General features: G+C 57.1%; 20 protein-coding genes. 7 read left to right on the forward strand and 13 right to left on the reverse strand.

Annotation, left to right across the window (positions count from 1 at the left end):
* The first annotated feature begins 30 nt into the window (after nt 1-30).
* A complete protein-coding gene (locus tag WKI41_RS18870) occupies nt 31-810 on the forward strand; it encodes a DUF3750 domain-containing protein (RefSeq protein WP_340195002.1) in 780 nt (259 codons plus the stop codon).
* Here the strand turns inward: WKI41_RS18870 and WKI41_RS18875 are convergent.
* The 4 genes from WKI41_RS18875 to betI all read right to left on the reverse strand — a co-directional run bounded on the left by WKI41_RS18875 (nt 753) and on the right by betI (nt 6161).
* Nucleotides 753-2162 carry a chloride channel protein gene (locus tag WKI41_RS18875; RefSeq protein ID WP_340195003.1) on the reverse strand — a complete coding sequence of 470 codons (1410 nt, stop codon included), beginning with the start codon at nt 2160-2162 and terminating at the stop codon, nt 753-755. The genes WKI41_RS18870 and WKI41_RS18875 overlap by 58 nt on opposite strands.
* Nucleotides 2163-2328: 166 nt before the next feature.
* Complete coding sequence (gene betA, locus WKI41_RS18880; protein WP_340195004.1) at nt 2329-3981, reverse strand: choline dehydrogenase; 1653 nt, start codon at nt 3979-3981, stop codon at nt 2329-2331.
* Nucleotides 3982-4068: 87 nt separating this feature from the next.
* Nucleotides 4069-5532, reverse strand: a complete 1464-nt coding sequence (betB, locus tag WKI41_RS18885) for a betaine-aldehyde dehydrogenase (protein ID WP_340195030.1) — start codon at nt 5530-5532, stop codon at nt 4069-4071.
* 17 nt (nt 5533-5549) lie between these two features.
* Nucleotides 5550-6161, reverse strand: coding sequence for a transcriptional regulator BetI (gene betI / locus WKI41_RS18890; RefSeq protein WP_340195005.1), 612 nt, complete (start codon nt 6159-6161; stop codon nt 5550-5552).
* 284 nt (nt 6162-6445) lie between these two features.
* On the opposite strand from betI, the gene WKI41_RS18895 reads away from it, so the two are divergent.
* The 3 genes from WKI41_RS18895 to WKI41_RS18905 all read left to right on the forward strand — a co-directional run bounded on the left by WKI41_RS18895 (nt 6446) and on the right by WKI41_RS18905 (nt 9725).
* The gene (locus tag WKI41_RS18895) at nt 6446-6673 is read left to right on the forward strand and encodes a ribbon-helix-helix domain-containing protein (RefSeq protein ID WP_340195006.1); all 228 of its coding nucleotides are present in this window, start codon (nt 6446-6448) and stop codon (nt 6671-6673) included.
* A gap of 169 nt (nt 6674-6842) precedes the next feature.
* Nucleotides 6843-8636, forward strand: coding sequence for a bifunctional diguanylate cyclase/phosphodiesterase (locus tag WKI41_RS18900; protein ID WP_425341074.1), 1794 nt, complete (start codon nt 6843-6845; stop codon nt 8634-8636).
* Between the two features lie 102 nt (nt 8637-8738).
* Nucleotides 8739-9725, forward strand: coding sequence for an NAD(P)H-quinone oxidoreductase (locus WKI41_RS18905; protein WP_340195031.1), 987 nt, complete (start codon nt 8739-8741; stop codon nt 9723-9725).
* 354 nt (nt 9726-10079) lie between these two features.
* Here WKI41_RS18905 and WKI41_RS18910 read toward each other — a convergent pair whose 3' ends face one another.
* The 4 genes from WKI41_RS18910 to WKI41_RS18925 all read right to left on the reverse strand — a co-directional run bounded on the left by WKI41_RS18910 (nt 10080) and on the right by WKI41_RS18925 (nt 14022).
* Complete coding sequence (locus tag WKI41_RS18910; RefSeq protein WP_340195008.1) at nt 10080-11117, reverse strand: sulfate/molybdate ABC transporter ATP-binding protein; 1038 nt, start codon at nt 11115-11117, stop codon at nt 10080-10082.
* An 11-nt stretch (nt 11118-11128) separates the two neighbouring features.
* On the reverse strand, nt 11129-12016 hold the full coding sequence (cysW, locus tag WKI41_RS18915; RefSeq protein ID WP_340195009.1) for a sulfate ABC transporter permease subunit CysW: 888 nt from the start codon (nt 12014-12016) through the stop codon (nt 11129-11131).
* Entirely contained in the window at nt 12009-12866 is an 858-nt protein-coding gene (gene cysT, locus WKI41_RS18920; RefSeq protein WP_340195010.1) for a sulfate ABC transporter permease subunit CysT, read from the reverse strand. The genes cysW and cysT overlap by 8 nt, the downstream gene beginning before the upstream one ends.
* A gap of 130 nt (nt 12867-12996) precedes the next feature.
* Nucleotides 12997-14022: a sulfate ABC transporter substrate-binding protein gene (locus WKI41_RS18925; RefSeq protein WP_340195011.1), complete on the reverse strand. Its 1026-nt coding sequence runs from the start codon at nt 14020-14022 to the stop codon at nt 12997-12999.
* 528 nt (nt 14023-14550) lie between these two features.
* On the opposite strand from WKI41_RS18925, the gene WKI41_RS18930 reads away from it, so the two are divergent.
* From WKI41_RS18930 to cysN, 3 genes are read left to right on the forward strand one after another with little or no spacing between them, the layout of a single operon-like run.
* Nucleotides 14551-15318 (forward strand): phosphoadenylyl-sulfate reductase, encoded by a 768-nt coding sequence (locus WKI41_RS18930; protein ID WP_340195012.1) that lies wholly within the window; start codon nt 14551-14553, stop codon nt 15316-15318.
* Nucleotides 15319-15350: 32 nt separating this feature from the next.
* Nucleotides 15351-16304, forward strand: a complete 954-nt coding sequence (gene cysD, locus WKI41_RS18935) for a sulfate adenylyltransferase subunit CysD (RefSeq protein ID WP_111847601.1) — start codon at nt 15351-15353, stop codon at nt 16302-16304.
* Nucleotides 16304-17779 (forward strand): sulfate adenylyltransferase subunit CysN, encoded by a 1476-nt coding sequence (cysN, locus tag WKI41_RS18940; RefSeq protein WP_340195013.1) that lies wholly within the window; start codon nt 16304-16306, stop codon nt 17777-17779. Before cysD ends, cysN begins: the two co-directional genes overlap by 1 nt.
* 420 nt (nt 17780-18199) lie before the next feature.
* Here cysN and WKI41_RS18945 read toward each other — a convergent pair whose 3' ends face one another.
* From WKI41_RS18945 to WKI41_RS18965, 5 genes are all read right to left on the reverse strand, one after another.
* Entirely contained in the window at nt 18200-18931 is a 732-nt protein-coding gene (locus WKI41_RS18945) for a methyltransferase domain-containing protein (protein ID WP_340195014.1), read from the reverse strand.
* Between the two features lie 43 nt (nt 18932-18974).
* A complete protein-coding gene (locus WKI41_RS18950; RefSeq protein ID WP_340195015.1) occupies nt 18975-19637 on the reverse strand; it encodes an NTP transferase domain-containing protein in 663 nt (220 codons plus the stop codon).
* Complete coding sequence (locus WKI41_RS18955) at nt 19613-20287, reverse strand: HAD-IB family phosphatase (RefSeq protein WP_340195016.1); 675 nt, start codon at nt 20285-20287, stop codon at nt 19613-19615. The genes WKI41_RS18950 and WKI41_RS18955 overlap by 25 nt, the downstream gene beginning before the upstream one ends.
* A gap of 115 nt (nt 20288-20402) precedes the next feature.
* Entirely contained in the window at nt 20403-21968 is a 1566-nt protein-coding gene (locus WKI41_RS18960; RefSeq protein WP_340195017.1) for a CDP-glycerol glycerophosphotransferase family protein, read from the reverse strand.
* Nucleotides 21969-22059: 91 nt separating this feature from the next.
* Nucleotides 22060-23262, reverse strand: a complete 1203-nt coding sequence (locus WKI41_RS18965; RefSeq protein ID WP_340195018.1) for a glycosyltransferase family 2 protein — start codon at nt 23260-23262, stop codon at nt 22060-22062.
* Nucleotides 23263-23717 lie beyond the last annotated feature (455 nt).

A 23717-nucleotide genomic window follows, 5' to 3' on the forward strand; every position in this document is an offset into this window, starting at 1 on the left:
TATTGTTCGCATCATGCACGGGGCTCTCCATTGAAATTTGCCAAGCGGTTCCTGGCCGTCGTCATTATCGTCTATCTCCTGCCTGCGCTTGCCTCCGCGGGCCTATGGGCGATGAAGGAACATCCGACCGGCTATCGCAATGCGCGCTGGTCTTCCGCCGGCATATTGCCGGAAGCGGAAGCGGACAAGCCTGCGGCGATCTATGTCTACTCCGCCATGACCGGCGGCTTCAAAGGCTCGATTGCCAGCCACGCCTGGATCGTGATGAAACCGGAGGGCGCCACAAGCTATGAACGATACGACAAGGTCGGCTGGGGTTCACCCATTCGGCGCAATGCCTACGCGCCGGATGCCTATTGGTATTCCAACATGCCCCGCAAGGTTCTGGAACTGCACGGAGAGGAAGCCGAGAGGCTGATCCCGAAAGTTCAGCAGGCCATCGCTGACTATCCTTACGCCAAGGCGGGCGGCTACCGGATTTATCCCGGCCCCAACTCGAATACCTTCATCGCCCATGTGCTGCGCAGCGTGCCTGAGCTTGGCGTAGTGTTGCCGCCAGACGCTGTCGGTCGCGACTATCTGCCGAATGGAGAGTTCTTCCATATCGCCGAGGATTGGAAGGATGTGAGCGTTTCGCTCGGAGGTCTCTTCGGATTATCTGCCGGTGTGCGGAGCGGCTTCGAGGTCAATTTCCTTGGTCTCGTCGCTGGGATCGACATTCAGAACCCCGGCATCAAGATCCCAGGGCTTGGTTACTTCGGGGTCAACTCGTTCGGGCCGGCGCCGGAACGCAAGCCCGCCTCCGCATGAGCATCAGCCTCGTGATGCTCGGCTTCGCTGGCGCGCCTTGCCCTGATCCCCTGCGCAATGAAGACGCGCGACAGACCGTGATAGAGCGGCTCGGGGGAAATCATGCGTGAGGTCAGGTAGCCCAGCATCGAGGCGGCCATGATGGCGATGACGCCATCATGGTTGCCGGTCATTTCCAGAATGATCACGAAAGCGGTCATTGGCGCCTGAACGACGCCGGCAAAATAGCCGGCCATGCCAAGAATGGCACCGAGCGCGATGCTGGTGCCAAGCAGCGAAGACACTGTGCTGCCGAAGCCCGCACCGACGGACAACGAAGGCGCGAATATGCCTCCCGGAATGCCCGACAGCATGGCGAGAAATGTCGTCATCAGTTTTTCGACGAAGAACAACATGGGTGCCGCCTCACCTTCGACGGCTGCTCTCGCCTGCTCATAGCCGGTTCCAAAGGTCGCGCCCCCGCTTACGACGCCGATGACGGCCGAAGCCAAGCCGCAGATGCCCGCGACGATCAGCATGCGCTTCAATGGAACCGTATGCGCCCAACGGCGAATACGTTGCGAGGCGCGTAAAGCGCCCGCGCTGAAGATGGCTCCGAGAAAGCCGCCGCCGATGCCGCAAAGCAGAACCAGGCTCCAGTCCTTTCCGGTCTGCATCACGACGGTGCTGGTGCCGAAATAGGTGTAGCTGCCGACAAGTCCGAGAGAGGCGAGACCCGAAAGGATAACGGCCGTCAGCACCAGGCCGTTGGCGCGGGACTGATAGGAACGGCTCATCTCCTCGATAGCAAAGACGATGCCGGCAAGCGGCGTATTGAAGGCCGCTGCAATTCCTGCAGCTGAGCCGGCGAGGATCAGTCCTCGCGCCTGCGCCATGCCGCCTACCCGTGCCGCCAAAAGCATGATGGAGGCACCCACCTGCACAGTCGGACCCTCACGCCCTATGGACGCGCCGGACATCAGACCAACGATCGTCAAAACGATCTTGCCGACGGCGAGCTTGATCGACAAAAGCCTTGAACGATCCTCATCATCGTGAAAGTGGCGCGCGGCAATGGCTTGCGGAATGCCGCTCCCACCGGAGTTGGGAAAGACCACCATTGCTAACCATGCGCAGAGAACGAAGCCCATCGGCGTGATGATGAGTGGCAGAAGAAAGGCCCACTGGCCTGACGATGTCGTGGCGGCAAAGATCTGTTGAGCCCAGTCCGCCGCCTTGGCAAAACCAACGCTGATCAGCCCCACCGCAATGGCACCGAGCCAGAAGACGGCTCTCGGTTTCCATACTCGCCATGATCCCCACATGACGCGGGAGCGGCGGACCATCTTCATGTTCTTGTAAGTGGCTGGCATGGCACGTTTGTTTCTGCATTTCAATGGCAGGGTTTCTTATCAGACCCGAGAGCCCCGATTGCAACCATGTCTTTGACAAATGCCATGAAAAAGCATCTGAAGAACGCAAGTTGAGAACACCGTAGCGTTTTCGCCCTATCAGCACGAACCAGCATCGCGGCCAAAATCAGCGATCGCTGATCGCCGCGCGCGGATTGACCCAGGGTTCCTGGTTGGAGCGCGGCAGAGGCTGCCTTCCCAGAATATGATCGGCGGCCTTCTCTCCCGTCATGATCGAAGGGGCATTGAGATTGCCGTAGGTGACATGCGGAAAGATCGAGCTGTCTGCCACACGCAGGCCATCCACGCCGATGACGCGGCATTCCGGATCGACGACGGCCAGGGGATCGTCCTTGGCGCCCATCCGGCAAGTGCCGCAGGGGTGGTAGGCGCTTTCCAGATGTTCACGCAGGAAGGCGTCGATCTCTGCATCGGACTGAACCTTTTCGCCTGGCTGGATCTCCGGGCCGCGGAATTCGTCGAACGCCTTCTGGCTAAAGATCTCGCGCGTCAGGCGCACGCAATGGCGGAATTTTTCCCAGTCTTCAGCGTGGCTCATATAGTTGAAACGGATGACCGGGTCGTCCTTTGGATCGGAAGACCGAAGCGTGACATTGCCGCGCGATTTCGACAGGTTGTAGCCAACATGCACCTGGAAGCCATGGCTCTTTGCAGCTGCCTTGCCGTCATAGGAAATGGCGACGGGCAGGAAGTGAAACTGAATGTCGGGCTGCTTCAAACCCGGTGCGGAGCGCAGGAAGGCGCAGGCTTCGAATTGGTTGGAGGCACCCAGCCCGCCCTTGGTCATCAGCCACTGCGCGCCTGCCACGCCCTGCCAGAACCAGGGTAGCCATGAATAGAGCGAGACGGGTTTGGTCGAGACCTGCTGGAAGTAGAATTCCATATGGTCCTGGAGATTAGCACCAACGCCCGGGCGATCCACTTTGACCTCGATGCCCATGTCTTGCAAATGCTGCGCCGGGCCGATACCGGACAGCATCAGAAGCTTCGGTGAGTTGAAGGACGAGGCGGCAACGATCACCTCGCGGTTCGCTCTTATCGTCTCGATGGCGCCCTTGCGTTCAATCTCGACCCCTGTTGCGCGGCCATCGTCAATGACGATCTTGCGCGCAAAGCCGCGGACCAGCGTGACGTTGCCACGCTTTAGCGCCGGCCTCAGATACGCATTCGCCGCGGACCAGCGGCGACCGTCGTGGATCGTCTGCTCCATCAGGCCGAAGCCTTCCTGCTTCGAACCGTTATAGTCGTCTGTCAGTTCAAATCCCGCCTGCGCTCCCGCCTGAATGAAGGCATGGAAGAGTGGGTTCTTCACCGGACCACGTTGCACGTGCAGTGGGCCATCCGTGCCACGCCAGCCGGCCTCCCCACCATGACTATGCTCCATGCGCTTGAAGTAAGGCAGCACATCCGCATAGGACCAGCTCTGTGCTCCGCGTTCTTCCCATCGATTGAAGTCTTCCGCATGGCCACGGACATAGACGAGACCGTTGATGGAGGAAGAACCACCAATCACCTTGCCGCGTGGCGCGGTGATGCGACGATTGTTGAGGTTCGGCTCGGGCTCGGAAAGATAACCCCAGTTGTAACGCTTCATGCTCATTGGCCAGGCGAGTGCCGCCGGCATCTGGATGAATGGCCCGAAATCCGATCCGCCCGCCTCGATGACGATGACAGAATATTTGCCGTCTTCCGACAGGCGATAGGCCATGGCTGAGCCAGCGGACCCGGAACCGACAATGACGAAATCTGCCTGCTGCATCTTCTTATCTCTCTCGATGGCGGTGCCCGCCTTAAAAACGCGGGCTGACGGACCGATTGGCCACTCCCCTGCTAGGGGAGTATCCGGTCAATAAGGCGCTTCAACCTTGCCGGTCGACACGTAGACGGTCTTCAACTCGCTATAATGATTGAGTGCCGCCGCCGAGTTTTCTCGACCGAAGCCGGATTGCTTGGAGCCGCCAAACGGCATTTCGACCGGGCACAGATTATAGGTGTTGATCCAGAGCGTGCCGGCTTCCAGCTGATCGACCACGCGGTGCGCGCGAGATAGATCGGCAGTGAAGACGCCGCCTGCGAGACCGAATTCCGTCGCATTGGCGCGGGCAATCACCTCGTCTTCATCATCGAAATCGAGCACGCACATCACCGGCCCGAAGATCTCTTCGCGGGCAATGGTCATGTCGTCCTTCACATCAGCAAAAACAGTGGGCTGGACGTAGAAGCCCTGACCGGAGACATTGTTGGGGATGCCGCCACCGGTCACGACCGTCGCGCCTTCTGACTTGCCCTTCTCCATATAGGCCAGCACCTTTTCCTGCTGCGCCTTTGAGACAAGCGGGCCGATCTGGGTTGCCTCATCCATGGGGTCGCCGATCGCCATGGCATCGGTGCGGCTCTTCAGATTATCGAGGAACCGCTGCTTTGCGCCACGCTGGACGAAGACCCGCGTGCCATTCGAGCAGACTTGGCCCGACGAATAAAAGTTGCCGAGCATCGCGCCACCGACAGCGCTTTCGATATCGGCATCATCGAAGACGATAAGCGGCGACTTGCCGCCGAGCTCCATCGTCACATGCTTGAGATGACCTGCTGCTGCAGCGGCGACCTTGCGGCCCGTCGGAACCGATCCTGTCAACGACACCTTGGCGACGTCCCGGTGATTGACAAGAAGCGGGCCGGTATCGCGGTCGCCCTGAATGACGTTGAAAAGACCTTTGGGCAGTCCGGCCTCGATGAGGATTTCCGCAATCTTCAAAGCACCCAATGGTGTGTTTTCAGACGGCTTGAAGACCATGGCATTGCCGGCGATCAGGGCAGGCGCGGCCTTCCAGCAGGCAATCTGCTGCGGGTAGTTCCATGCACCGATACCGACGCAGACGCCGAGGGGAACGCGCTTGGTGTAAGCGAAATCGCCACCAAGAGGGATGTAATCACCATTGAGCGCAGAGGGCGCGATACCGCCAAAGAATTCAAAGGAATCGGCACCCGATGTCGGATCGGCAACGATGGTTTCCTGGATGGGTTTGCCCGTATCGAGCGTTTCCAGTTCGGAAAGCTCGCGGTTGCGCTCGCGCATAATGTCCGCCGCGCGCCGCAGGATACGCCCGCGGGCCGTTGGGCTCATCGCCGCCCACTCCTTCTGCGCGCGCTTGGCCGAGGCGATCGCCTGCTGAACGATGGCGGGAGTGGCTGCATGAAGGCGCGCGATGACTTCGCCGGTGGCCGGATAGATGCTTTCGATCAGCGTACCGTTCTCGTCTTCGACATAGTCGCCATCGATGAAATGCGAGGCTTTGGGCTGGGCTTTCAAAGTCATAGTCGGTGTCCTCAAAGAATGCTGGTAGACGGCTTGTTGTCCGAAAAGCGTTTCAGCTGCATGTCGAAGTAGTCTTCAACCAGCGCAGCCGCAGCGGAGATGCCAAGCGGTGCGGCATGGAGACTGTGGCGAATGTAGAGCCCGTCAATCAGGGCCGCGGCACCTTCCGCGATCCTTGCTGCGTCGTCCGGTGGGCACAGCCGGCCGAGGCTATGCATGATGTTGGAGCGAAGTCGCTTGGTATAGACGACAAGCAGCCGGCGGGTTTCCTCCGAGCGCTGCGCTTCAACGTAAAAGGCGAGCCACGCCGCTACCGTTTCCTGGGTGAACTGGTCACTTTGAAACGATACCCGAACGATGGCGCTGAGGCGCTCGCGCGGCCCGGAGGCTCTCGTCAAAGCTGCGACCGCATCCCTTCGCAGATCGCGCAGCAGGCTGCGGATCGTTTCCAACAGCAGTTGCTGCTTGCTGCCGAAATAGTGATGCGCCAGAGCTGCAGAGACGCCAGCCTCTTTTGCAATATCCGACATCGTCACATTCAGCGAGCCATGATGGCCTATAGTGCGTAGAGCTGCATCGACGAGCGCCTTGCGCCGCAAAGGCTCCATTCCGACTTTGGGCATAACGATCTCCTTTGCAGCTTTTATTATTATTGATTAACTGATCAATCAACATAAAAGACCGCGTGTTTTCGATCGCTTTGAGCCAAGTCCGAGCATGCGTTGAGCGCCCGCCAAAAACTCTTCTTGGTCCGCGCCATATCAGCCGGAACCAACGGTGAGCTTTGACGTTTGCTCCGACCGCCACCCCGCGATGTGTAGATGATCATGTGCTCCACGGATGTTGATGGCGGCCAATGCGGCTGACGGGGAATAAACCCGCAGCTTGGTAATAGGGAGGACTAACCATGCCAGTGTTGACCGTATCGATCTCTCCGGAACAGGCCGCGAAGATGCACGAGGCCGTCGCTTGCGGTTCTTATGCCTCCAGCAGCGAAGTCGTCCGCGCGGCGCTGAAGCTTTGGGCGGAGACTCAGCAGCGAGATAAGGGCGGCTTTGCCTCGCGTCGGAAGATGGAAGGTGAAGCGGTCAATGTGGCGGAACTTTACGCGTTCCACAACACGCATAGACGCTGAACGGAACTGTCTCCGTACGCAACCTGACCAGACATGAAACTGTCACCAAAGTTTCATCTGTCGTAAAGTTTTCATTGAGAAATCTTCTCCACACTCCCGCCTAAAAACATAGGTCCGAGTGGCTTTGCCACGAACGGATCTGCAATGGTGGAGAGAACCTGTGGTTTCGATGAGTGCCGAGCCGAATATCGTCAGACGGTTTGCCAGCGGCCAGATGATTTCGATGGCGAAGCTGGTTCTTGAATGCGCCTTCCAGCCGATCGTCGAAGCCACGACCGGCTCAGTTTTCGGTTACGAATCCTTGATGCGCGGACACGATCGCATCGGCTTTTCCAACCCTCTCGAACTTCTCGATCATGTCGAAGCCGACGGACAACTCGTCGAATTGGAGAAGATGATTGCGAGCCGGGCACTCGCCAAGTTTTCGACGCTTCCGGACTTCTCTTCGGCCACGCTGTTTCTCAATCTCGATGTCCGGCTGATACGCCATGGAGACATCATTCTGGACAAGCTGCTGGAGCAATTGGCGCAGGCAAAAATCCCGCCCTCCTCCATCTGCTTCGAGCTTTCGGAGCGCTTCGACAATACCAGTGTGCCGGAGTTCAGCACCCTGATCAACCGCATGCGCAAGGAAGGCTTCAAGCTCGCCATCGACGACTTTGGCGTTGGTCATGGCGAAATGAAGCTGCTCTGCGACTTCGATGTCGATTATCTGAAAATCGACCGCTACTTCATCCAGGACGTCGAGCGCAATCCGCGCAAGCGTCACATGGTCAAGAACATCGTCAACATCGCCCATGTGCTCGGCGTCCGCGTCATTGCTGAAGGTATAGAGACGGAAGCGGAATTTCTCGCTTGCCGCGAAATGGGTGTCGATCTGGTGCAGGGCTGGTTCATCTCCCGCCCTACCACCTTCGTCAAGGAGTTGCAGACGTCGTTTCCGCATCTCCAACTGCTGGGAGAAACCCGCCGCAACCGTCAGACGCTCGATGAGATCCTCATCCGCCGCCAGATCGAGCATCTTCCCACCGTCTATGAGAACGACAGCATCGACAGCGTCTTCGAGCTCTTTCGCCGAAACCCGGAACAAGCCTTTTTCCCCGTTCTCAACGCCAATGGCGAACCGCGCGGGGTGATCAACGAGTACCACATGAAGGAATATATCTATCAGCCCTTTGGCCGCGATCTGTTGAAGAACAAGGTCTATGAACGGACGATCTCGCACTTCGTCGATCGCGCTCCCATCGTCGGCCTCGATGCGGATGCGGATCGGCTGATGAATATATTCGCCAATATGGGCGGAAGCGCCTGCGTCATTCTGACCGAAAACATGCGCTATGTCGGCGTGGTCTCCGCGGCGTCGCTGATCAAGGTCATCAATGAAAAGCAGTTGAAGCTGGCACAGGAACAGAACCCGCTAACGGCTCTGCCCGGCAACCGTGCGATCAGCGGCTTTATCGAGGAGTCCTGCCGAGACAGTGATGAAGATCGCTTCTTCTGCTACTGCGATTTCGACAACTTCAAACCTTTCAACGACAAGTACGGCTTCCATGTCGGCGACCATGCCATCAGCCTGTTTTCGGCGTTGATGAAGCGCTATTTCTTCTCCGGCGATTGCTTCCTTGGTCATATCGGCGGCGATGATTTCTTCATCGGCGTTCGCGACTGGACGAAAGATGAGGTGACCGAAATCCTTGAGCGGTTGCTCAGCGACTTCCACGACGATGTCACCTCGCTTTACTCGGAAGAAGATCGCCTGGCGGGCCAGATCAAGGGCTTCGACCGTTTCGGCAACGAGCGGGAGTTTGCGCTTCTGCGATGCTCGATCGGCGTCCTTCAACTGCCAAAGGGCATGTTGATCGGCAATCCGGAGGGTATCGGTACAGAGATTGCCAACATCAAGAAAGCAGCCAAGGAGAGCGATGCCGGCCTTGTGATCTGCAGCCACGGCGAAACGAAATGACGGGAGCGGCATTACGCCTTCTTTCATAAGCCATATGGGTCACCTAAGTGTAGCTGACTCTAGAAAGCTTTGAGGAGGCCACCCGTGTCACTGCCAACCACCATGCGTTTTGTCGATCTGCCAAGCTTTGGCGGCCCTCAAGTCATGACGTTTTCAAACGGGCCTTTACCTTCGCCCAAGGCCGGAGAACTTCTAGTCAAGGTTCAGGCAGCAGGGATCAACCGACCGGATGTGGCGCAGCGTCAGGGCAATTATCCCGCACCAAAAGACGCAAGCCCGGTTCTCGGCCTTGAGGTCGCCGGAGAAGTCGTCGCGCTCGGCGAAGGTGTCCGCGATTTCCAAGTTGGCGACCGGGTCTGCGCGCTTGCCAATGGCGGAGGCTATGCCGAATATTGCGTCGTGCCCGCTGGCCAGGCCCTGCCCTTCCCCAAGGGTTATGATGCGGTGAAAGCTGCCGCAGTGCCAGAGACCTTCTTCACCGTATGGGCCAACCTTTTCCAGATGGCGGGCTTGACGGAAGGCGAAAGTGTTCTGATCCATGGCGGCAGCAGCGGCATCGGGACGACGGCAATCCAGCTCGCAAAGGCTTTCGGCGCTGACGTCTATACCACCGCCGGCTCGAAGGAGAAATGTGACGCCTGCGAGAAGCTTGGCGCCAAGCGGGCGATCAATTATCGCGAGGAAGATTTCGCCGCCGTTATCAAGGAGGAAACCGCCGGCAAGGGCGTGGATGTCATTCTCGACATGATCGGCGCATCCTATTTCGAAAAGAACATCGCCTCGCTTGCAAAGGACGGCTGCCTGTCGATGATCGCCTTCCTCGGCGGCACCGTCGCCGAGAAGGTCGATCTACGACCCATTATGGTCAAGCGCCTCACCGTTACGGGCTCCACCATGCGCCCGCGCACCGCCGACGAGAAGCGCGCCATTCGCGATGAGCTTGTCGAGCAGGTCTGGCCGCTGCTGGAGAGCGGCATGATCGCACCTGTCATTCATGATGTGATCGATTTTGATCAGGTTGCCGAAGGCCACCGGTTGATGGAAAGCAGCAGCCATATCGGCAAGATCGTGATGCGGTTTGGTGAATAAAATCAAATGCTTGCGTTTGCGTCGGAGAAGACTTTCAGCTTTTCTGACGCAAGGCTACCGTTCTCAGTCGACCGCAGCTTGCTCGGATTGACGCATCGATATAAGGGCGCCCCCTTGCAATCAGCGCGAATCGGATTACCTTCATACTATGTTCAACGTAGCGAAAGGAAGGTGATCCAATGTCTAGTGAGATTTCGGTCTTCGTAGCAGGCAATGGAAAGGATTTGATTTTGACGAGGCAGCCCTCGGCCTGATCCGCCTTCCCTTCGAAACGTTGCAAAACGTTTTGGGTCTGAAACAACGACCAAACTCATGGAAGGGCCGCTCGAAGCGGCCCTTTTCCTTTTGTCTGTTTTACTTCTTGAAAATCTGCCAGCGTGTCGGCCGAAAGCGAACTTCGTTACCGACGGATACCGACGCATCCAGAGGCACTTCGATTTCCAGATGGTAAGGTTCGTGGCCATTATTGGCGATATCGATCTCCGCAATACGGGTGCCGGCAAGACGACGACAGGTGGTCACTTTGCCGTACAGTGCGTCCCGCTCATTCGTCAGCACCACATCTTCCGGACGGAAGAACAGATCCCCCTCACCGTCCCCCGTCTGCGCAAGCCCAATGCTTTCCCCCTGAAACAAGACTTGGCCATTCTGGAACTTGACCGGAAGATTTGAGGATTCGCCGATGAAGGAGAAAACGAAGGGGGAATTTGGTGTGTCATAGACATCGTCCGCCGTGCCCACCTGCTCGATCTTGCCTTGGCTCATCACCACCACGCGGTCGGCCAGTTCCAGTGCTTCTTCCTGATCATGGGTAACGAAGACCGTCGTGTGGCCGGTGCGGTCGTGAAACTCACGCAGCCAACGGCGAAGTTCTTTGCGGACCTTGGCATCCAGTGCGCCAAACGGTTCGTCGAGCAGCAGCACCCGTGGCTCGATGGCGACGGCACGAGCCAGCGCAACACGCTGACGCTGGCCGCCGGAGAGCTGATTGGGATAGCGCTTTTCCAGCCCAGAAAGATGCACCATGTCCAAAAGTTCGGAAACACGTTTACGGATTTCTGCTTTCGGAGGCCGTGTCGCCGATGGGCGGACCTTGAGGCCAAAGGCAATGTTTTCCGCAACCGTCATATGCCGAAACAGCGCATAATGCTGGAAGACGAAGCCCACATTTCGTTCTTGAACAGAGCGGTGCGAGGCATCCTCATCGCCAAAGAAAATATGTCCGGCCGTCGGCTGCTCTAGCCCTGCGATCAGACGCAGAAGCGTCGTCTTGCCGGAGCCGGAAGGACCGAGCAGTGCAATCAACTCGCCGGAGCGGATATTGAGCGACACGTCGTTCAACGCCGGAAAGCGATCGAACTGCTTGGTGATACCGGAAACTTTCACTTCCATGGATATGCCCTTCAATGCTTGCCGGCAGCGTTGCCCGCGCCAAAGCGTATTTCGAGAATGGTTTTGAGTACGAGGGTGACGAGCGCAAGCCCTGCCAGCAGGGTGGCGACAGCGAAGGCCGCTCCGATATTGTATTCGTTATAAAGAATTTCGACGTGGAGCGGCATGGTGTTGGTTTCGCCACGGATGTGACCCGAAACCACCGAGACGGCGCCGAACTCGCCCATGGCGCGGGCATTACACAACAGCACTCCGTAAAGCAGGCCCCATTTGATGTTGGGCAGCGTCACATACCAGAAGGTCTGCCAGCCGGACGCGCCAAGCGAGATCGCCGCCTCCTCATCTCCGGTTCCCTGATCCTGCATCAGCGGAATCAGTTCGCGGGCCACGAAAGGAAAGGTGACGAAGACAGTTGCAAGCACAATGCCCGGAACAGCAAACAGGATCTCGATTCCATAGCTTTTCAGCCAGGGCCCCAGCACGCTGTGGGACGAAAACAGGATGACGTAGACCAGACCGGAAATGACCGGAGAGATGGAGAACGGCAGGTCGATCAGGGTGATCAGGAACGCCTTGCCCTTGAATTCGAACTTGGCGATGGCCCAGGCGGCAGCGACACCGAAAATCAGATTGAGCGGCACGGCGATGGCAGCGACCAGAAGCGTCAGGCGAATGGCAGAGAGCGCATCCGGCTCGACGATCGCTTCCCAAAAGGATTCCACGCCCTTGCGGAAGGCTTCGACGAATACGGCCACGAGTGGCAGCACAAGGAAGAGCGCCAGGAAGAGGAAGGCGACAAGAAAGAGGGCTAGCTTTGCTGCCGGCCCTTCGCTCGCAGGATCGCGAAACGACTTGGAAGACTTGGACGGGTAGGACAAGGACTGAACGCTATCAGGCATAACCATACCTCTTGCGGCTCCAGGCCTGAATGAGATTGATGACGAAGAGCATCGCAAAGGAGATGATCAGCATGATCGTGGCAATACCCGTCGCACCTGCATAGTTGAACTCCTCAAGGCGGATGACGATGAGAAGCGGTGCGATTTCCGACACGTAGGGAATGTTGCCTGCAATGAAGATGACGGAGCCGTATTCCCCGACACCGCGCGCGAAGGCGAGCGCAAAACCCGTCAGGATGGCGGGGACGAGTCCCGGCAAAAGAATGCGGGTGATCGTCTGGAAACGGTTGGCGCCGAGCGTGGCCGCAACCTCTTCCACCTGCCGGTCGATCTCTTCCATGACGGGCTGCACCGTGCGCACGACGAAGGGTAGACCGATGAAGATCAGCGCAATGACGATGCCGATCGGCGTAAAGGCGATCTTGATGCCCAGCGGTTCGAACAGCGAACCGATCCAACCGCGGTTGGAATAGAGGGTCGTCAGCGAAATGCCGGCAACCGCTGTTGGCAACGCAAAAGGCAGATCGACGATTGCATCGACGAAGCGGCGCCCCGGAAAGCGATAGCGGACCAGAACCCAGGCGATGATGACACCGAAGAAGGCGTTGACGAGTGCTGCGATGAAGGCGGTGCCAAAGCTGACGCGGAGCGCATTCAAGGTTCTGCTGTCAGTGGCAATCGCCAGGAACTCTGAAAATCCAAGATGGGCGGTGGACCAGATGAGGCCGCCGAGGGGAATGAGAATAATGAGAAAGAGATAGGTAATCGTGTAACCAAGCGTCAGGCCGAAACCTGGCAAGACGCTAGACTGACGCCACTTCCATCCGCTTTGCGATGGGGTACTGCTCATCGAGGCTCCGGGTAAACGAATGGCTTGAACCAGCCATCATACGCGCTTTCGACCGGCGGTGAAGCCAGTCGATCGATTCTGCTTCACGCCGGGCGGCACGTGGCCGCCCGAACGCTTGCACATCATTCACTTACTTGGCGGGCTTGTAAATCTGGTCGAAGATGCCGCCATCGCCGAAGTGCTCAGGCTGCGCCTTGGCCCAACCGCCAAAAATAGGATCGTCGATGGTGACGAGCTTGATATCCGGCAGTTGCTTCAAAAGATCCTTGGAGACAACGGAAGGATTGCTTGGACGATAGAAATGCTTGGCAGCGATATTCTGACCCTCGTCGGAGTAGAGATATTGCAGATAGGCCTCTGCCACCTTGCGCGTGCCCTTGGCATCGACGTTGGCGTCAACCACAGCAACGGGCGGTTCTGCCAGGATCGAAATCGGCGGGACGACGATATCGAACGCATCTTCGCCGAATTCCTGGCCGGCAAGATAAGCCTCGTTTTCCCAGGCCAACAGAACGTCGCCGATCTGACGCTGAGCAAAGGTCACCGTCGAACCGCGGGCGCCCGTATCAAGCACTGGGGCGCGTTTGTAGAGTTCGCCGACATAGGCTTTGATCTTATCCTGATCGCCCTTGAACTCTTCATTCGCCCAAGCCCAGGCTGCGAGATAGTTCCAGCGCGCGCCGCCCGACGTTTTGGGGTTTGGCGTGACGATCTGCACGTCGCCCTTTACCAGATCACCCCAGTTATGAATGCCTTTCGGGTTACCCTTGCGGACGAGAAAGACGATAGTGGATGTATATGGTGAAGAGTTGTGCGGCAGGCGCGTGCGCCAGTCCGGATTGATCTTGCCACTGTTCTTGACGATCGCGTCGATGTCGCTCTGCAGCGCAAGCGTGACGACATCAGCTTCCAGGCCATCGATGACCGAGCGTGCTTGCTTGCCGGAACCGCCATGCGACTGCTGGATGCTGACATCCTCACCCGTATCGGCCTTCCACTTCTTGGCGAAGGCCTCGTTGAAATCCTTATAAAGCTCGCGTGTCGGATCATAGGACACGTTCAAGAGCTTTGTATCGGCCAATGCCGGTCCGACTGCACCCAATGTGACTGACAGGCTGAGCGCGATGGCGCTGAGGCTGGAAAGAAATTTCGACATCACTACCCTCCTGGATGCGTATGCGCTCACAGTAGCGTTTAGGATTTCACGGTCAATCTGCTGCGATTTATTCGCAAAAGTGTTTCCCTCGGGCTTCCTGCGACAATAAGAAAAACGCCGCGGAGCGAAAGATCGGCGCAACAACTCATGCGCTGAAGCCCCCATACGCGCAAAACCAGTTCGCAGTTTTGCCCGTTTTCACCCTGTCTCTCGCGAAAAAATCGCGTTACCGGAATGGTATTGCGTAAAGCACGGGAACAAAACCTGCGTGAAGAGCCCTACCGAGGCGTGCAGCAATATTCTACAAAAATTACAGAAAATATCGCAATCCTCTTGCAATTCGGAACAGTTGAGGTTTTATTGGCACCGTTGATCTGGGAGCTATCTTGTCATCTTGGGAGTCTTTTGCGCGTAACGACGCAGCAGGAGAGATATTTGCTCGCGAGCGACCGACAGAAGCACGCGCGTTTCTGTAAAAGATGACGCCTTTCGAAGATTATCGGGACAGTAAAGTTTCGGAATCGAGAAATGACGATCAATACGCCTCCGCAGACCTTTTCCAGTCAGGATGTCACCTCGCTCGACGCGGGTTTGAAAGACCTTTCTCTCGCCGAAAGGCTTGCCCTCGTCGCAGGTCTCGGATCGCGTGCCGTCTTTACCACCAGCCTTGGAATTGAAGATCAGGTCATCACCGCGGCAATTGGCACACATCGCCTGCCGATCGACGTGGCTACCCTGGAAACCGGGCGCCTTTTTGCGGAAACGCTTCGCCTGATCGAAGAGACCGAAGATCGGTATGGGATCACCATCACCCGTTTTTACCCCGAACAGGACGACATCGACGCCTATGCCGAGACGTACGGACTGAACGGTTTCTATGAGAGCGTCGAGGCGCGCCATGCCTGCTGTCATGTGCGCAAGCTGATCCCACTTGCCAAGGCACTCGAAGGCGCTGGCTTCTGGATCACCGGGCTTCGCCGCGGCCAGTCCGGCAATCGCGCTGCCACGCCCTTTGCCGAGTTTGATGCGGATCGCAATCTCATCAAGATCAACCCGTTGGCGGACTGGGACATCGACGCGATCAAGGCCCATGTTGCGGCAGAGAACATTCCCGTCAATCCGCTTCATGCACGCGGGTACCCGTCTATTGGTTGCGAGCCCTGTACCCGCGCCATCAAGCCCGGCGAACCAGAGCGTGCCGGGCGCTGGTGGTGGGAAAATGACGAGAAGCGCGAATGCGGCCTGCATGTCGCTGAAGCAACGCAAAGCTCGATCCGTCCCGCCTCTCAAATTTGACAGTTCAATTCAGTACATTGCCGGAGTTTAAAATGTCCAATGCAGTTCCGGAAACGGAAGGCACCAGCGTCAGCACACCCAAGCAGCCGCTCGATCCCCATCTGAAGGCCCTCGAAAACGAAGCCATCCACATTTTCCGTGAAGTTGCCGCAGAGTTCGAGCGTCCGGTGATGCTCTACTCCATCGGCAAGGATTCGTCCGTGCTGCTGCACCTTGCGCGCAAGGCCTTCTTCCCGGGTCGCATCCCCTTCCCGCTTCTGCACGTTAATACCGGCTGGAAGTTCAAGGAAATGATCGAGTTCCGCGACAATATCGTCAAGGAGTATGATCTCGACCTGATTTCGCACACCAACCCGCGTGGTGCGGTGGAGAATGTGACGCCATTTACACATGGATCTGCGCTCTACACCGACATCATGAAGACCGAAGCCCTGCGTCAAGCACTCGATGCCGGCAAGTTCGATGCTGCCTTTGGCGGCGCGCGCCGCGACGAGGAAGCCAGCCGCGCCAAGGAGCGCATCTATTCCTTCCGCACGCCCGACCACAAATGGGATCCACGCAACCAGCGCCCGGAACTGTGGAATATCTATAACGGCATGGTCCGTCAGGGCGAGAGCGTGCGCGCCTTCCCACTCTCCAACTGGACGGAAGTCGACATCTGGCGTTACATCCAGGCGGAAAACATTCCGCTTGTTCCGCTCTATTATGCCAAGGAACGCCCTTATATCGAGCGCGACGGGATGATGATTCTCGCTGAAGACGAACGGCTGGAACTGCAGCCTGGCGAAGAAGTAAAATATGATTCGATCCGCTTCCGCACACTTGGCTGCTTCCCTCTGACGGGCGCGATCCACTCCGAAGCCACGACGTTGGACGAGGTTATCGCCGAGCTTGAAATCGCCACCGTCTCGGAACGACAAGGCCGCGCTATCGATCGCGACCAGTCCGGCTCCATGGAAAAGAAAAAGCGCGAGGGATACTTCTGATGACCCAGACCTCCACGGCGCAATCCGCCACCATCTTGCCCTTTGTCGAACCTGCAAAAGCCGTCAAGGATACCCGCCCGCTACGCCTCATCACCTGCGGTAGCGTGGATGACGGCAAGTCCACCCTGATCGGACGCCTGCTCTGGGACACCAAAGCGGTGAAGGAAGACCAGGCTGCGACGCTGAAGCGCGATAGCGGCAAGCAGAACGATCTCGGCCTTCCCGATTTCGCGTTGCTGCTCGACGGTCTTCAGGCCGAGCGTGAACAGGGCATCACCATCGATGTCGCCTATCGCTATTTCGCAACCGACAAGCGCGCCTTTATCGTCGCAGATACGCCCGGCCATGAGCAATATACGCGCAACATGGCGACTGGCGCTTCCACTGCCGATCTTGCCGTCCTTCTCGTCGATGCGCGCACCGGCATCCTGGAGCAGACGCGCCGTCACGCCACGATCGCAGCACTGATGGGCATTCGCCAGTTCGTGCTCGCCGTCAACAAGATCGATCTCACCAACTACGACAAGGCCGGGTTCGAACTGATCGCGCATGACTTCAAGGAATTTGCGCTGTCGCTTGGCATCAAGCAGATCGTCGCCATTCCGATGTCGGCGCTGAAGGGCGAGAACGTCGTGCTTTCCGGCAAGGCTTCCATGCCCTGGTATGATGGCCCGACGCTCGTCGAAACGCTGGAGCTTGCGACGGTGCGCTCTACCCAGACCGGAGGCTTCCGGCTTCCCGTTCAGCGCGTGTCTCGTCCCGGCGAAAGCTTCCGCGGTTATCAGGGCACCGTTGCAGGCGGCGCTGTAAAACCCGGCGATTCCGTTGTCATCCTGCCGTCCGGCATGGTGGCGAACGTCAAACAGATCGTCACGTTCGATCTGGTGCGCAACGCCGCCGTTGCCGGTGATGCGATCACTCTGGTGCTCGACCGTCAGGTCGATGTCTCGCGCGGTGACATGATCGTGTCCATTGATGCGCAGCCTCAGACGGGTCTGGCTTTCGACGCTCAGATCGTCGCACTACAACCCGGCGGCATCGAACCGAACAAGCGCTACTGGCTGAAAAGCGGTAGCCGCCGCCAGCGCGTCAGCGTTCAGCCCTTCACGCAGCTGGACCTGAAGAACGGCCACTGGCAGACGCATGACGGAACGCTGCCGATGAACGCCATCGGCAAGGTGCGCCTGAGCTTCGACGAAACAGCGATTTTCGACCCCTACGAGCAGAACCGCTCCACCGGCTCCTTCATCCTGATCGATCCGGACACCAACAACACGGTGGCGGGCGGCATGATCGTCGGCAAGCGCAGTGACACGGGCAAGATATCCGATGGCGAACGTGTCATCCTATCGCTGCCTGCCGATCTTGCAGAAGCGCTGCTGGCCGGCGAGTTGCTCTCCTCGCGTCGTGATGAAATCGAGATCCGCAGAACGAGTGCAAAATCGGCTTCCCGACTTCTGGACGATCTCGAATAAAACGAAAAGGCGCCGGAAAATCCCGGCGCCTTTTTCGATTCCTCGACGTTTGCTTCGTGCATCTGCCCGAAAATCGGAATCGATTTTCGGAAATACACAATGCATAGATCCCAAAGCGAAAGCGTCCCTTGTGCGTCCAATCAGAAGCACGGCGCTTCATGCTCAGAAGACAAACATATAAAGCAACACAATGACGAAGAACGGGACGCCCAGCGCCCACAATAGCAATCCTTTTAGCATCTTTCACTCTCCTATTAGCAAAGAGTGAACTACTGCTTTGAGAGAATGTTCCACTTGCGCTTAAGAAACGCTGGCTCCAGGTGGCCAACTTGCTCGCGTCAATCAGGCGCGAAGATGTGACGGGGTGCCGACCTAGAGCGTTTCGGTGAATTAAAAACGCTAACTTGCCCGGGCTCTCTCTCAGCGGGAAAGAAGAAAATACTTCTGAGCCGTTTCGGCGCGATTGCGCAGAGCGGGCGGGAAGGCGTACTCACCGTTCACTGAATAGGAGAACCCTTGGGCGATGAGTGTTTCGTCCATGACGGCTCTAAGTTCATCGCTTGTGCGATAGATGGCGTTATACGTATCGCCAAGCTCTTCTGAGAAATGCTCTTTTAAGGTCAAGCGAACATCGATATCCGACAGCGATTCCCGCAGATAGAGCATTGCTTGTGGTGCTGCGAGGTCGGCAATCAAGCGGAACGTGTCGAGCACCGCTTCGTCGTTCAGGTAGATGAAGAGGCCCGTGATCAGGAAGAAATCGAAGGGCGGTTTGACCTGCAATTGCTCGACATTGACGTAAGGGACTTCTCCCACCTGAAACCAGGTAGTTTCGTCCATCCCCACCTCAGCATTCGCCCGTGCGATCAACTCCTCTGAGAAATCGATCCCGAGATAATGATTGCCTGCCCCGCGATAAACGGTGGCCAGCCGCCCGGCGCCACATCCCAATTCCAAAATCTTGGAAGGCTTCGAAAGGTGCGGTATCAGATTTTCCCGCTCGTGCTTGTCGCGGTCTATCGCCAGCGTCGATCCATTCGATTGCAACATGACGGCATCGACGGCATTGGCCTCTTTTTTTGCTCGCGAGTTGAAGAAATCGTGGACCTGTTTGCCATCGATCGTCTCAGCCTTGTCGTAAATCCTGCTCATCTCAATCTTTCCATCAATCGACCGGCTATATGCGCACGCCCAGTTAAACCAGGGCTTCCAACTGGAACAGGTGAATATTGTCCTTCGCCAAGGCGAGATCCTGCTCGTTATCGATTTCGTACGCGACCAGTTCATGCGCTCGCATGGGCAAGAACTGCTTCAACTGTTCGTAGACAGGGGTGTTGCCGATGTCAGCGAAATAGGCATTCGGTAGCCAGGAGATGTTTGCCCACTCGAACGTTGTGGGATCATCACGCCTGAAACTGGTCACCATGCCGTCTTCGACCGTGGCGAACACCGCATCGCGCGTTTTGGTCTTGGTGATGGCGAGGCAGGCCTCGTTCGGCCGGCACGCTTGCAGGAAAGCCTTGAAGCTTTCCTTCTCAATCAGCATGTCGCCATCCATGAAAAGGCAGTCGCCCGTTATGTGACGAGCGCCCAGCTCGTAACTGTGCAGCGTGGTGGTAGAGCGGAAGCCGGGATTGCGAACGACGAGGACATCGGGCCGGATTTTGCGCAGCTCCGAAATGACTTCCTTTTCCTCAAAGCCAACGACGACACGGACATCTTCCACATCATCAAGAAGATGCAGCAAATGCTTGAGGATCTTTACGCCTTCCACTTCAACGAGGCATTTCGGCTTGCCATGACCAAGGCGCGAACCGAGGCCCGCAGCAGCGATTACAGCGTGCTTAACAATCGACATAAGGATTTTCCGTCAAGAGCGACATAGTTGGAGACTGCCACGAGTGCATCCGGCGCTGTATGGAGCCCCATATAAGCAACGCCAATATCGGCAACATCGAAGATTGGTACGTCGTTGAAGCCATCGCCAATCGAGACGACCCGATCGAAACGCTCCTTCAGCTCCAGTCCGGCGACATTCTTGCGCATGACCGTACCAAGACCCGTTACATTGCCATCGGCGTCCAACATGGCCGTGGAGGTATAAAACAAGCAAGGAAGGCGCTCTTTCAGCGGCTCGATCCACACATCGAGATTGCCGGTCACGACGAAGCAACGCTCGGCGTTCTCGCTGATGAAGGCCTCAATATAAGGATCGAACTCCACCTCCGAGACGATCGAGCGAATACGCTCCAGGCCGGCACTTCTCAATATTGCAAAACGCAGCCTGAACGAATCTTCAAACGGGATTTTTCCTGCCATGGTCAGTTCGGTCAAAAGGCGCATTTCCGCCTCCAGACCCAGCTCCGATGCGATCATCGGCAGCAGCTCGGCCTTGGTGATCGTACCATCCAAATCGAATGCGAACGCCGTACGTCGCGCCGCTACTTCCGTCGAAGTGGAATGGGTTTCGTAGGCAAGAGCTTGCTCTTGAACAGTCTGACGATACATCTCACGACCTTACGATAGAATGCCGCTAACAATTACTGCAATAACGAGACGACACGCTCGCGAAAGCCAGAGGACCTGTGAGGTTTCCGGGATACGAGGACCGTCTGACACAGCATTAAGACACAGAACTTTTCTCAGGCTGACCAACCACACCCAACCCTTCGGCTATCGTCTCAAGAATAATCTCGGATGATGGTCGCTCAGTGGGAAACAGCATTTCGCGTAGGCGGGCTCTCTCACTTTCATGCCCCCAAGGTTTGCCCGCCGCATAGGCTAGAGTTGCGTCCTTGGCCTGCTGCACCGTCATCACCCTGTCAGCACAGGCTTCGGCGGCTTGGCCCAATTCATTGAACGGGACATGCCTTTGCGAATCGAGGAAAAGAAGTGGCTTATCGAATAGCTGGTATTCCGTCAGGAACGACAGCCCGTCAGTGATCATCAGGTCGGATGCTGCGAAAAGTTCGCTATATTGATCCTCGCAGAGTGCGCAGTTCGGCAGCGATTTCCATTCGCGTATAAATGCATCCAGACCGGCCTGCGACACGTAGCCCATTCTGACCACGAGAGAAAAAAGTGCCGGATGCGGCTTCAGGACAAACTCGATGTCCGGTGACTGTTGCGCCCACCGCAACATGTCCATGTAGATGTTGTGAAAGACGCCAAATGCCAGCCAGTCGCCCCCGACCGAGTGGTGCGGAGCCCAGATGACCTTGAAGACCTTTTTCCCTGTGTCAGGCAGCGGCCAAACGCCGTTGCCGACAGCCTGAAGGAGACGCTCATGCTTTGGATAGCCCGACAGGACCAGCTTGCTGGGCTGCCCACGATGAAAGGTCTCGAAGTAAGCTTTCGTCTGATTCGTTTCGCAGAAAATGCGCCAAGCTGAGCGATGGTAGGGCTGGTCGAACGCCATTGGCGATATGGATGAAGGTGTCGGCTCCGAGTGGCTGAACTTCTGGACGATGGACATACCGTATGGGATGACGCAGAGGCGCGCGAACGAGAGTGCCTCTGTACTGAAAGCAGGCGGATAATCGACATCCCAGTGCGACTGGCGGAAAATGACATCCGGCGAGAGATAGATCAGTGTGTCTTGTGCCTCGTGGACATTCTGCGTGCCGAGGCGAAGATGAGGAATGCCAAGACCATCCAGTGCGGCGCTGACGACGTCCTCGCCGCCGAACCCGCCTTCACCGGAGAACGCGCGATTGATGCTGACGACGACCGGATCGAACCGCGGATCACGTAGCATGGATCGATAGACATCGACCTGAGCATCCCAGGCTTCGATCATGTGGACAAGGAAGACACACCTGATCCGAGATGATGCGACGGGAGCATTGCGCAGACCAGCGCGTGCAAAACGCAGCAGGGTCCGATGACGTTCACCCGCCACCCCTTCGAGGCTCTTTGCTACGTCCTTCACACTCGCTCCCACTGCAGCTCCCAACTCGGCGCTAGAGCGTGCGAGTGTACTCATCGTCGATACGATGGACTGGGAAGCCTGCTGATTGGCATGCTGGCCAGCTTGGGCTTCCTCTCGGAACGCCTGGAGGAAAGTGACAAGCTCCACCATGATCTCTTCATGCAGTTGTTGACGCTCGGCAATGGCCGACACACCCGCCAATAGCTCGTTGAGCTTCTTGTTCACTTCATCAACTGATCCGGATTTGGCTTGATCCATCATAAACTTCCACCTGAGCCTGCGGCTACAATATCAATATTCGCTTTTGCCGGACGCCTTGATCCGTATCAGAGCTCAGTGAACTCGGCACTTAAATGAACTGATCCAGATACGTGGACACATCAAACCCTGCATCGCCGCGCTTCATCGGCTCGCCGAAACTCGGGTCCATCCTCAACCAGGCGTGAGGACCGCTTTCGCCAGCGGGAATCTGCCGTGTCAATCGTCCCTTCAGACCAGCCGGCAACAGGTTGACGATCTCATCGGTAATCATGGGATCTAGAATGATCGGCTGTAGGCTGTAGGCTTCCGCTTCCTTGGTGGCGACGAACAGGCCAGCAAGCTTCTTGATCGTATCCGGCGAGGAACCAGAGATCGGCAGGTCGGCATAAGCCGACATGCGATGATAGAGGATGTAAGCCTCCGGCCAGTTGCCAGTTTCGATATGGAGCCTCAGTGCGACGCTCTGACGATTGATCATGAATTCCGTCAACTTGCGCAGGAACTCTTCGCGCTCAAACGAAGATGGCGTCTTGTCGCGCCACATCAATGACGCAAGGTATTCCAGTCCGCCGCGATAGGTGTCCCACTGGAACATGCACTCATTGTTGCCCTGCTGCATGCGCGGATCATCCGACACGGCCGTCACGCGCGCAAACGGCTCAGGCATGAACAGGATGTCAGTCTTATCGAGCGCTCGCCCGGTGTAGAGATAGGCCCAGAAAATGAAGGGCGTGGCGCTGGATATGGATTTTGCCAGGACGTCGCGACGGACGATCAGGAACTCCGGGAAGGCGTGATTGGCAAAGATGAAATTGAGGAAAGCGGAATAATCATTTTGCGAAATGCGTGTCGGTCCAGGCACGCGGTAGAATGGCCCGACGTCGCGCTGCCCGCCGCGCGCATCCACCAACATCCACGGCGCCTGCACCATGCCGATGCCGGGGTCGCGCTCCATGATTTCCACATATTCCTTGACCTTCTCCGGGATCAACAGATCGTCATCTCCCAGGAACACGGCATAGCGACCGCGCGCGCGGCGCATGGCAAAAGCATAATTGCTGACAAAGCCTGAGTTCTTTACCCGGCGGTATGCGTTGATTTCAGGAATACCCTCAAGAGACTGGATATAGGCCGCGGTATTGTCCGTCGAACAATCGTCTACGAGGACGATTTCGAAAGGTACCTGCAGTTCCCGGAAACGCTCCAGATGAAACGATACATTTCGCTCTAGCAAGAATTGGCGGTTGTAGGTGGGAACACAAATAGACAGAAGAATCTCAGAATTCGACATCGCGACGGCCGCCTGCAAACAACGATGACATCGACCAACAGGACGAATTGTCCTTGGCAGTTACGCGACTTAAAGCCACGCCGCTCAAGGAAATTCGCAAAGCCCGAAGACGGATGCGGATTGATCTTTGGTCCGACCCACCCTCTTTCGCCCCTTAACAAAAGCGGGAAGACGGATCATCGGGACAGCCATAGCGCGTCCGGCTTTTGCGAAACTTATGGTGCTGAAATGCTTATGCGCGACCGACGAAGGCGGGGATCCACGAATGTCTGCGACGCTCATCAATCAAGCAGGCAACGAAAAGCCCCCATGCTGAGGCGGCGTCACATGCGATCGATTTAGGAGGGATGGCTGAGGCCGACGCCTTAGGTATAAACTGTTACCTATGTTCCCGGTCCGGACAGCTGTCCGACTTGAGAGATAGGTGACGTTTTGTACCGGAGACATGGGTAACA

The sequence above is a fragment of the Agrobacterium larrymoorei genome, from assembly GCF_037722385.1.
In the GTDB taxonomy this organism is placed as follows: Bacteria; Pseudomonadota; Alphaproteobacteria; order Rhizobiales; family Rhizobiaceae; genus Agrobacterium; species Agrobacterium larrymoorei_C.

Bases quoted from the DNA above. Each gene is read 5' to 3' on its own strand.
- WKI41_RS18875 (WP_340195003.1), bottom strand. From the start codon at position 2,162: ATGCCAGCCACTTACAAGAACATGAAGATGGTCCGCCGCTCCCGCGTC.
- cysD (WP_111847601.1), top strand. From the start codon at position 15,351: ATGTCCAATGCAGTTCCGGAAACGGAAGGCACCAGCGTCAGCACACCC.
- WKI41_RS18960 (WP_340195017.1), bottom strand. From the start codon at position 21,968: ATGGATCAAGCCAAATCCGGATCAGTTGATGAAGTGAACAAGAAGCTC.
- WKI41_RS18925 (WP_340195011.1), bottom strand. From the start codon at position 14,022: ATGTCGAAATTTCTTTCCAGCCTCAGCGCCATCGCGCTCAGCCTGTCA.
- WKI41_RS18905 (WP_340195031.1), top strand. From the start codon at position 8,739: ATGCGTTTTGTCGATCTGCCAAGCTTTGGCGGCCCTCAAGTCATGACG.
- WKI41_RS18910 (WP_340195008.1), bottom strand. From the start codon at position 11,117: ATGGAAGTGAAAGTTTCCGGTATCACCAAGCAGTTCGATCGCTTTCCG.
- WKI41_RS18895 (WP_340195006.1), top strand. From the start codon at position 6,446: ATGCCAGTGTTGACCGTATCGATCTCTCCGGAACAGGCCGCGAAGATG.
- WKI41_RS18900 (WP_425341074.1), top strand. From the start codon at position 6,843: ATGAGTGCCGAGCCGAATATCGTCAGACGGTTTGCCAGCGGCCAGATG.
- cysT (WP_340195010.1), bottom strand. From the start codon at position 12,866: ATGAGCAGTACCCCATCGCAAAGCGGATGGAAGTGGCGTCAGTCTAGC.
- WKI41_RS18965 (WP_340195018.1), bottom strand. From the start codon at position 23,262: ATGTCGAATTCTGAGATTCTTCTGTCTATTTGTGTTCCCACCTACAAC.
- WKI41_RS18930 (WP_340195012.1), top strand. From the start codon at position 14,551: ATGACGATCAATACGCCTCCGCAGACCTTTTCCAGTCAGGATGTCACC.
- WKI41_RS18945 (WP_340195014.1), bottom strand. From the start codon at position 18,931: ATGAGCAGGATTTACGACAAGGCTGAGACGATCGATGGCAAACAGGTC.
- cysN (WP_340195013.1), top strand. From the start codon at position 16,304: ATGACCCAGACCTCCACGGCGCAATCCGCCACCATCTTGCCCTTTGTC.
- WKI41_RS18955 (WP_340195016.1), bottom strand. From the start codon at position 20,287: ATGTATCGTCAGACTGTTCAAGAGCAAGCTCTTGCCTACGAAACCCAT.
- betA (WP_340195004.1), bottom strand. From the start codon at position 3,981: ATGCAGCAGGCAGATTTCGTCATTGTCGGTTCCGGGTCCGCTGGCTCA.
- WKI41_RS18950 (WP_340195015.1), bottom strand. From the start codon at position 19,637: ATGTCGATTGTTAAGCACGCTGTAATCGCTGCTGCGGGCCTCGGTTCG.
- cysW (WP_340195009.1), bottom strand. From the start codon at position 12,016: ATGCCTGATAGCGTTCAGTCCTTGTCCTACCCGTCCAAGTCTTCCAAG.
- betI (WP_340195005.1), bottom strand. From the start codon at position 6,161: ATGCCCAAAGTCGGAATGGAGCCTTTGCGGCGCAAGGCGCTCGTCGAT.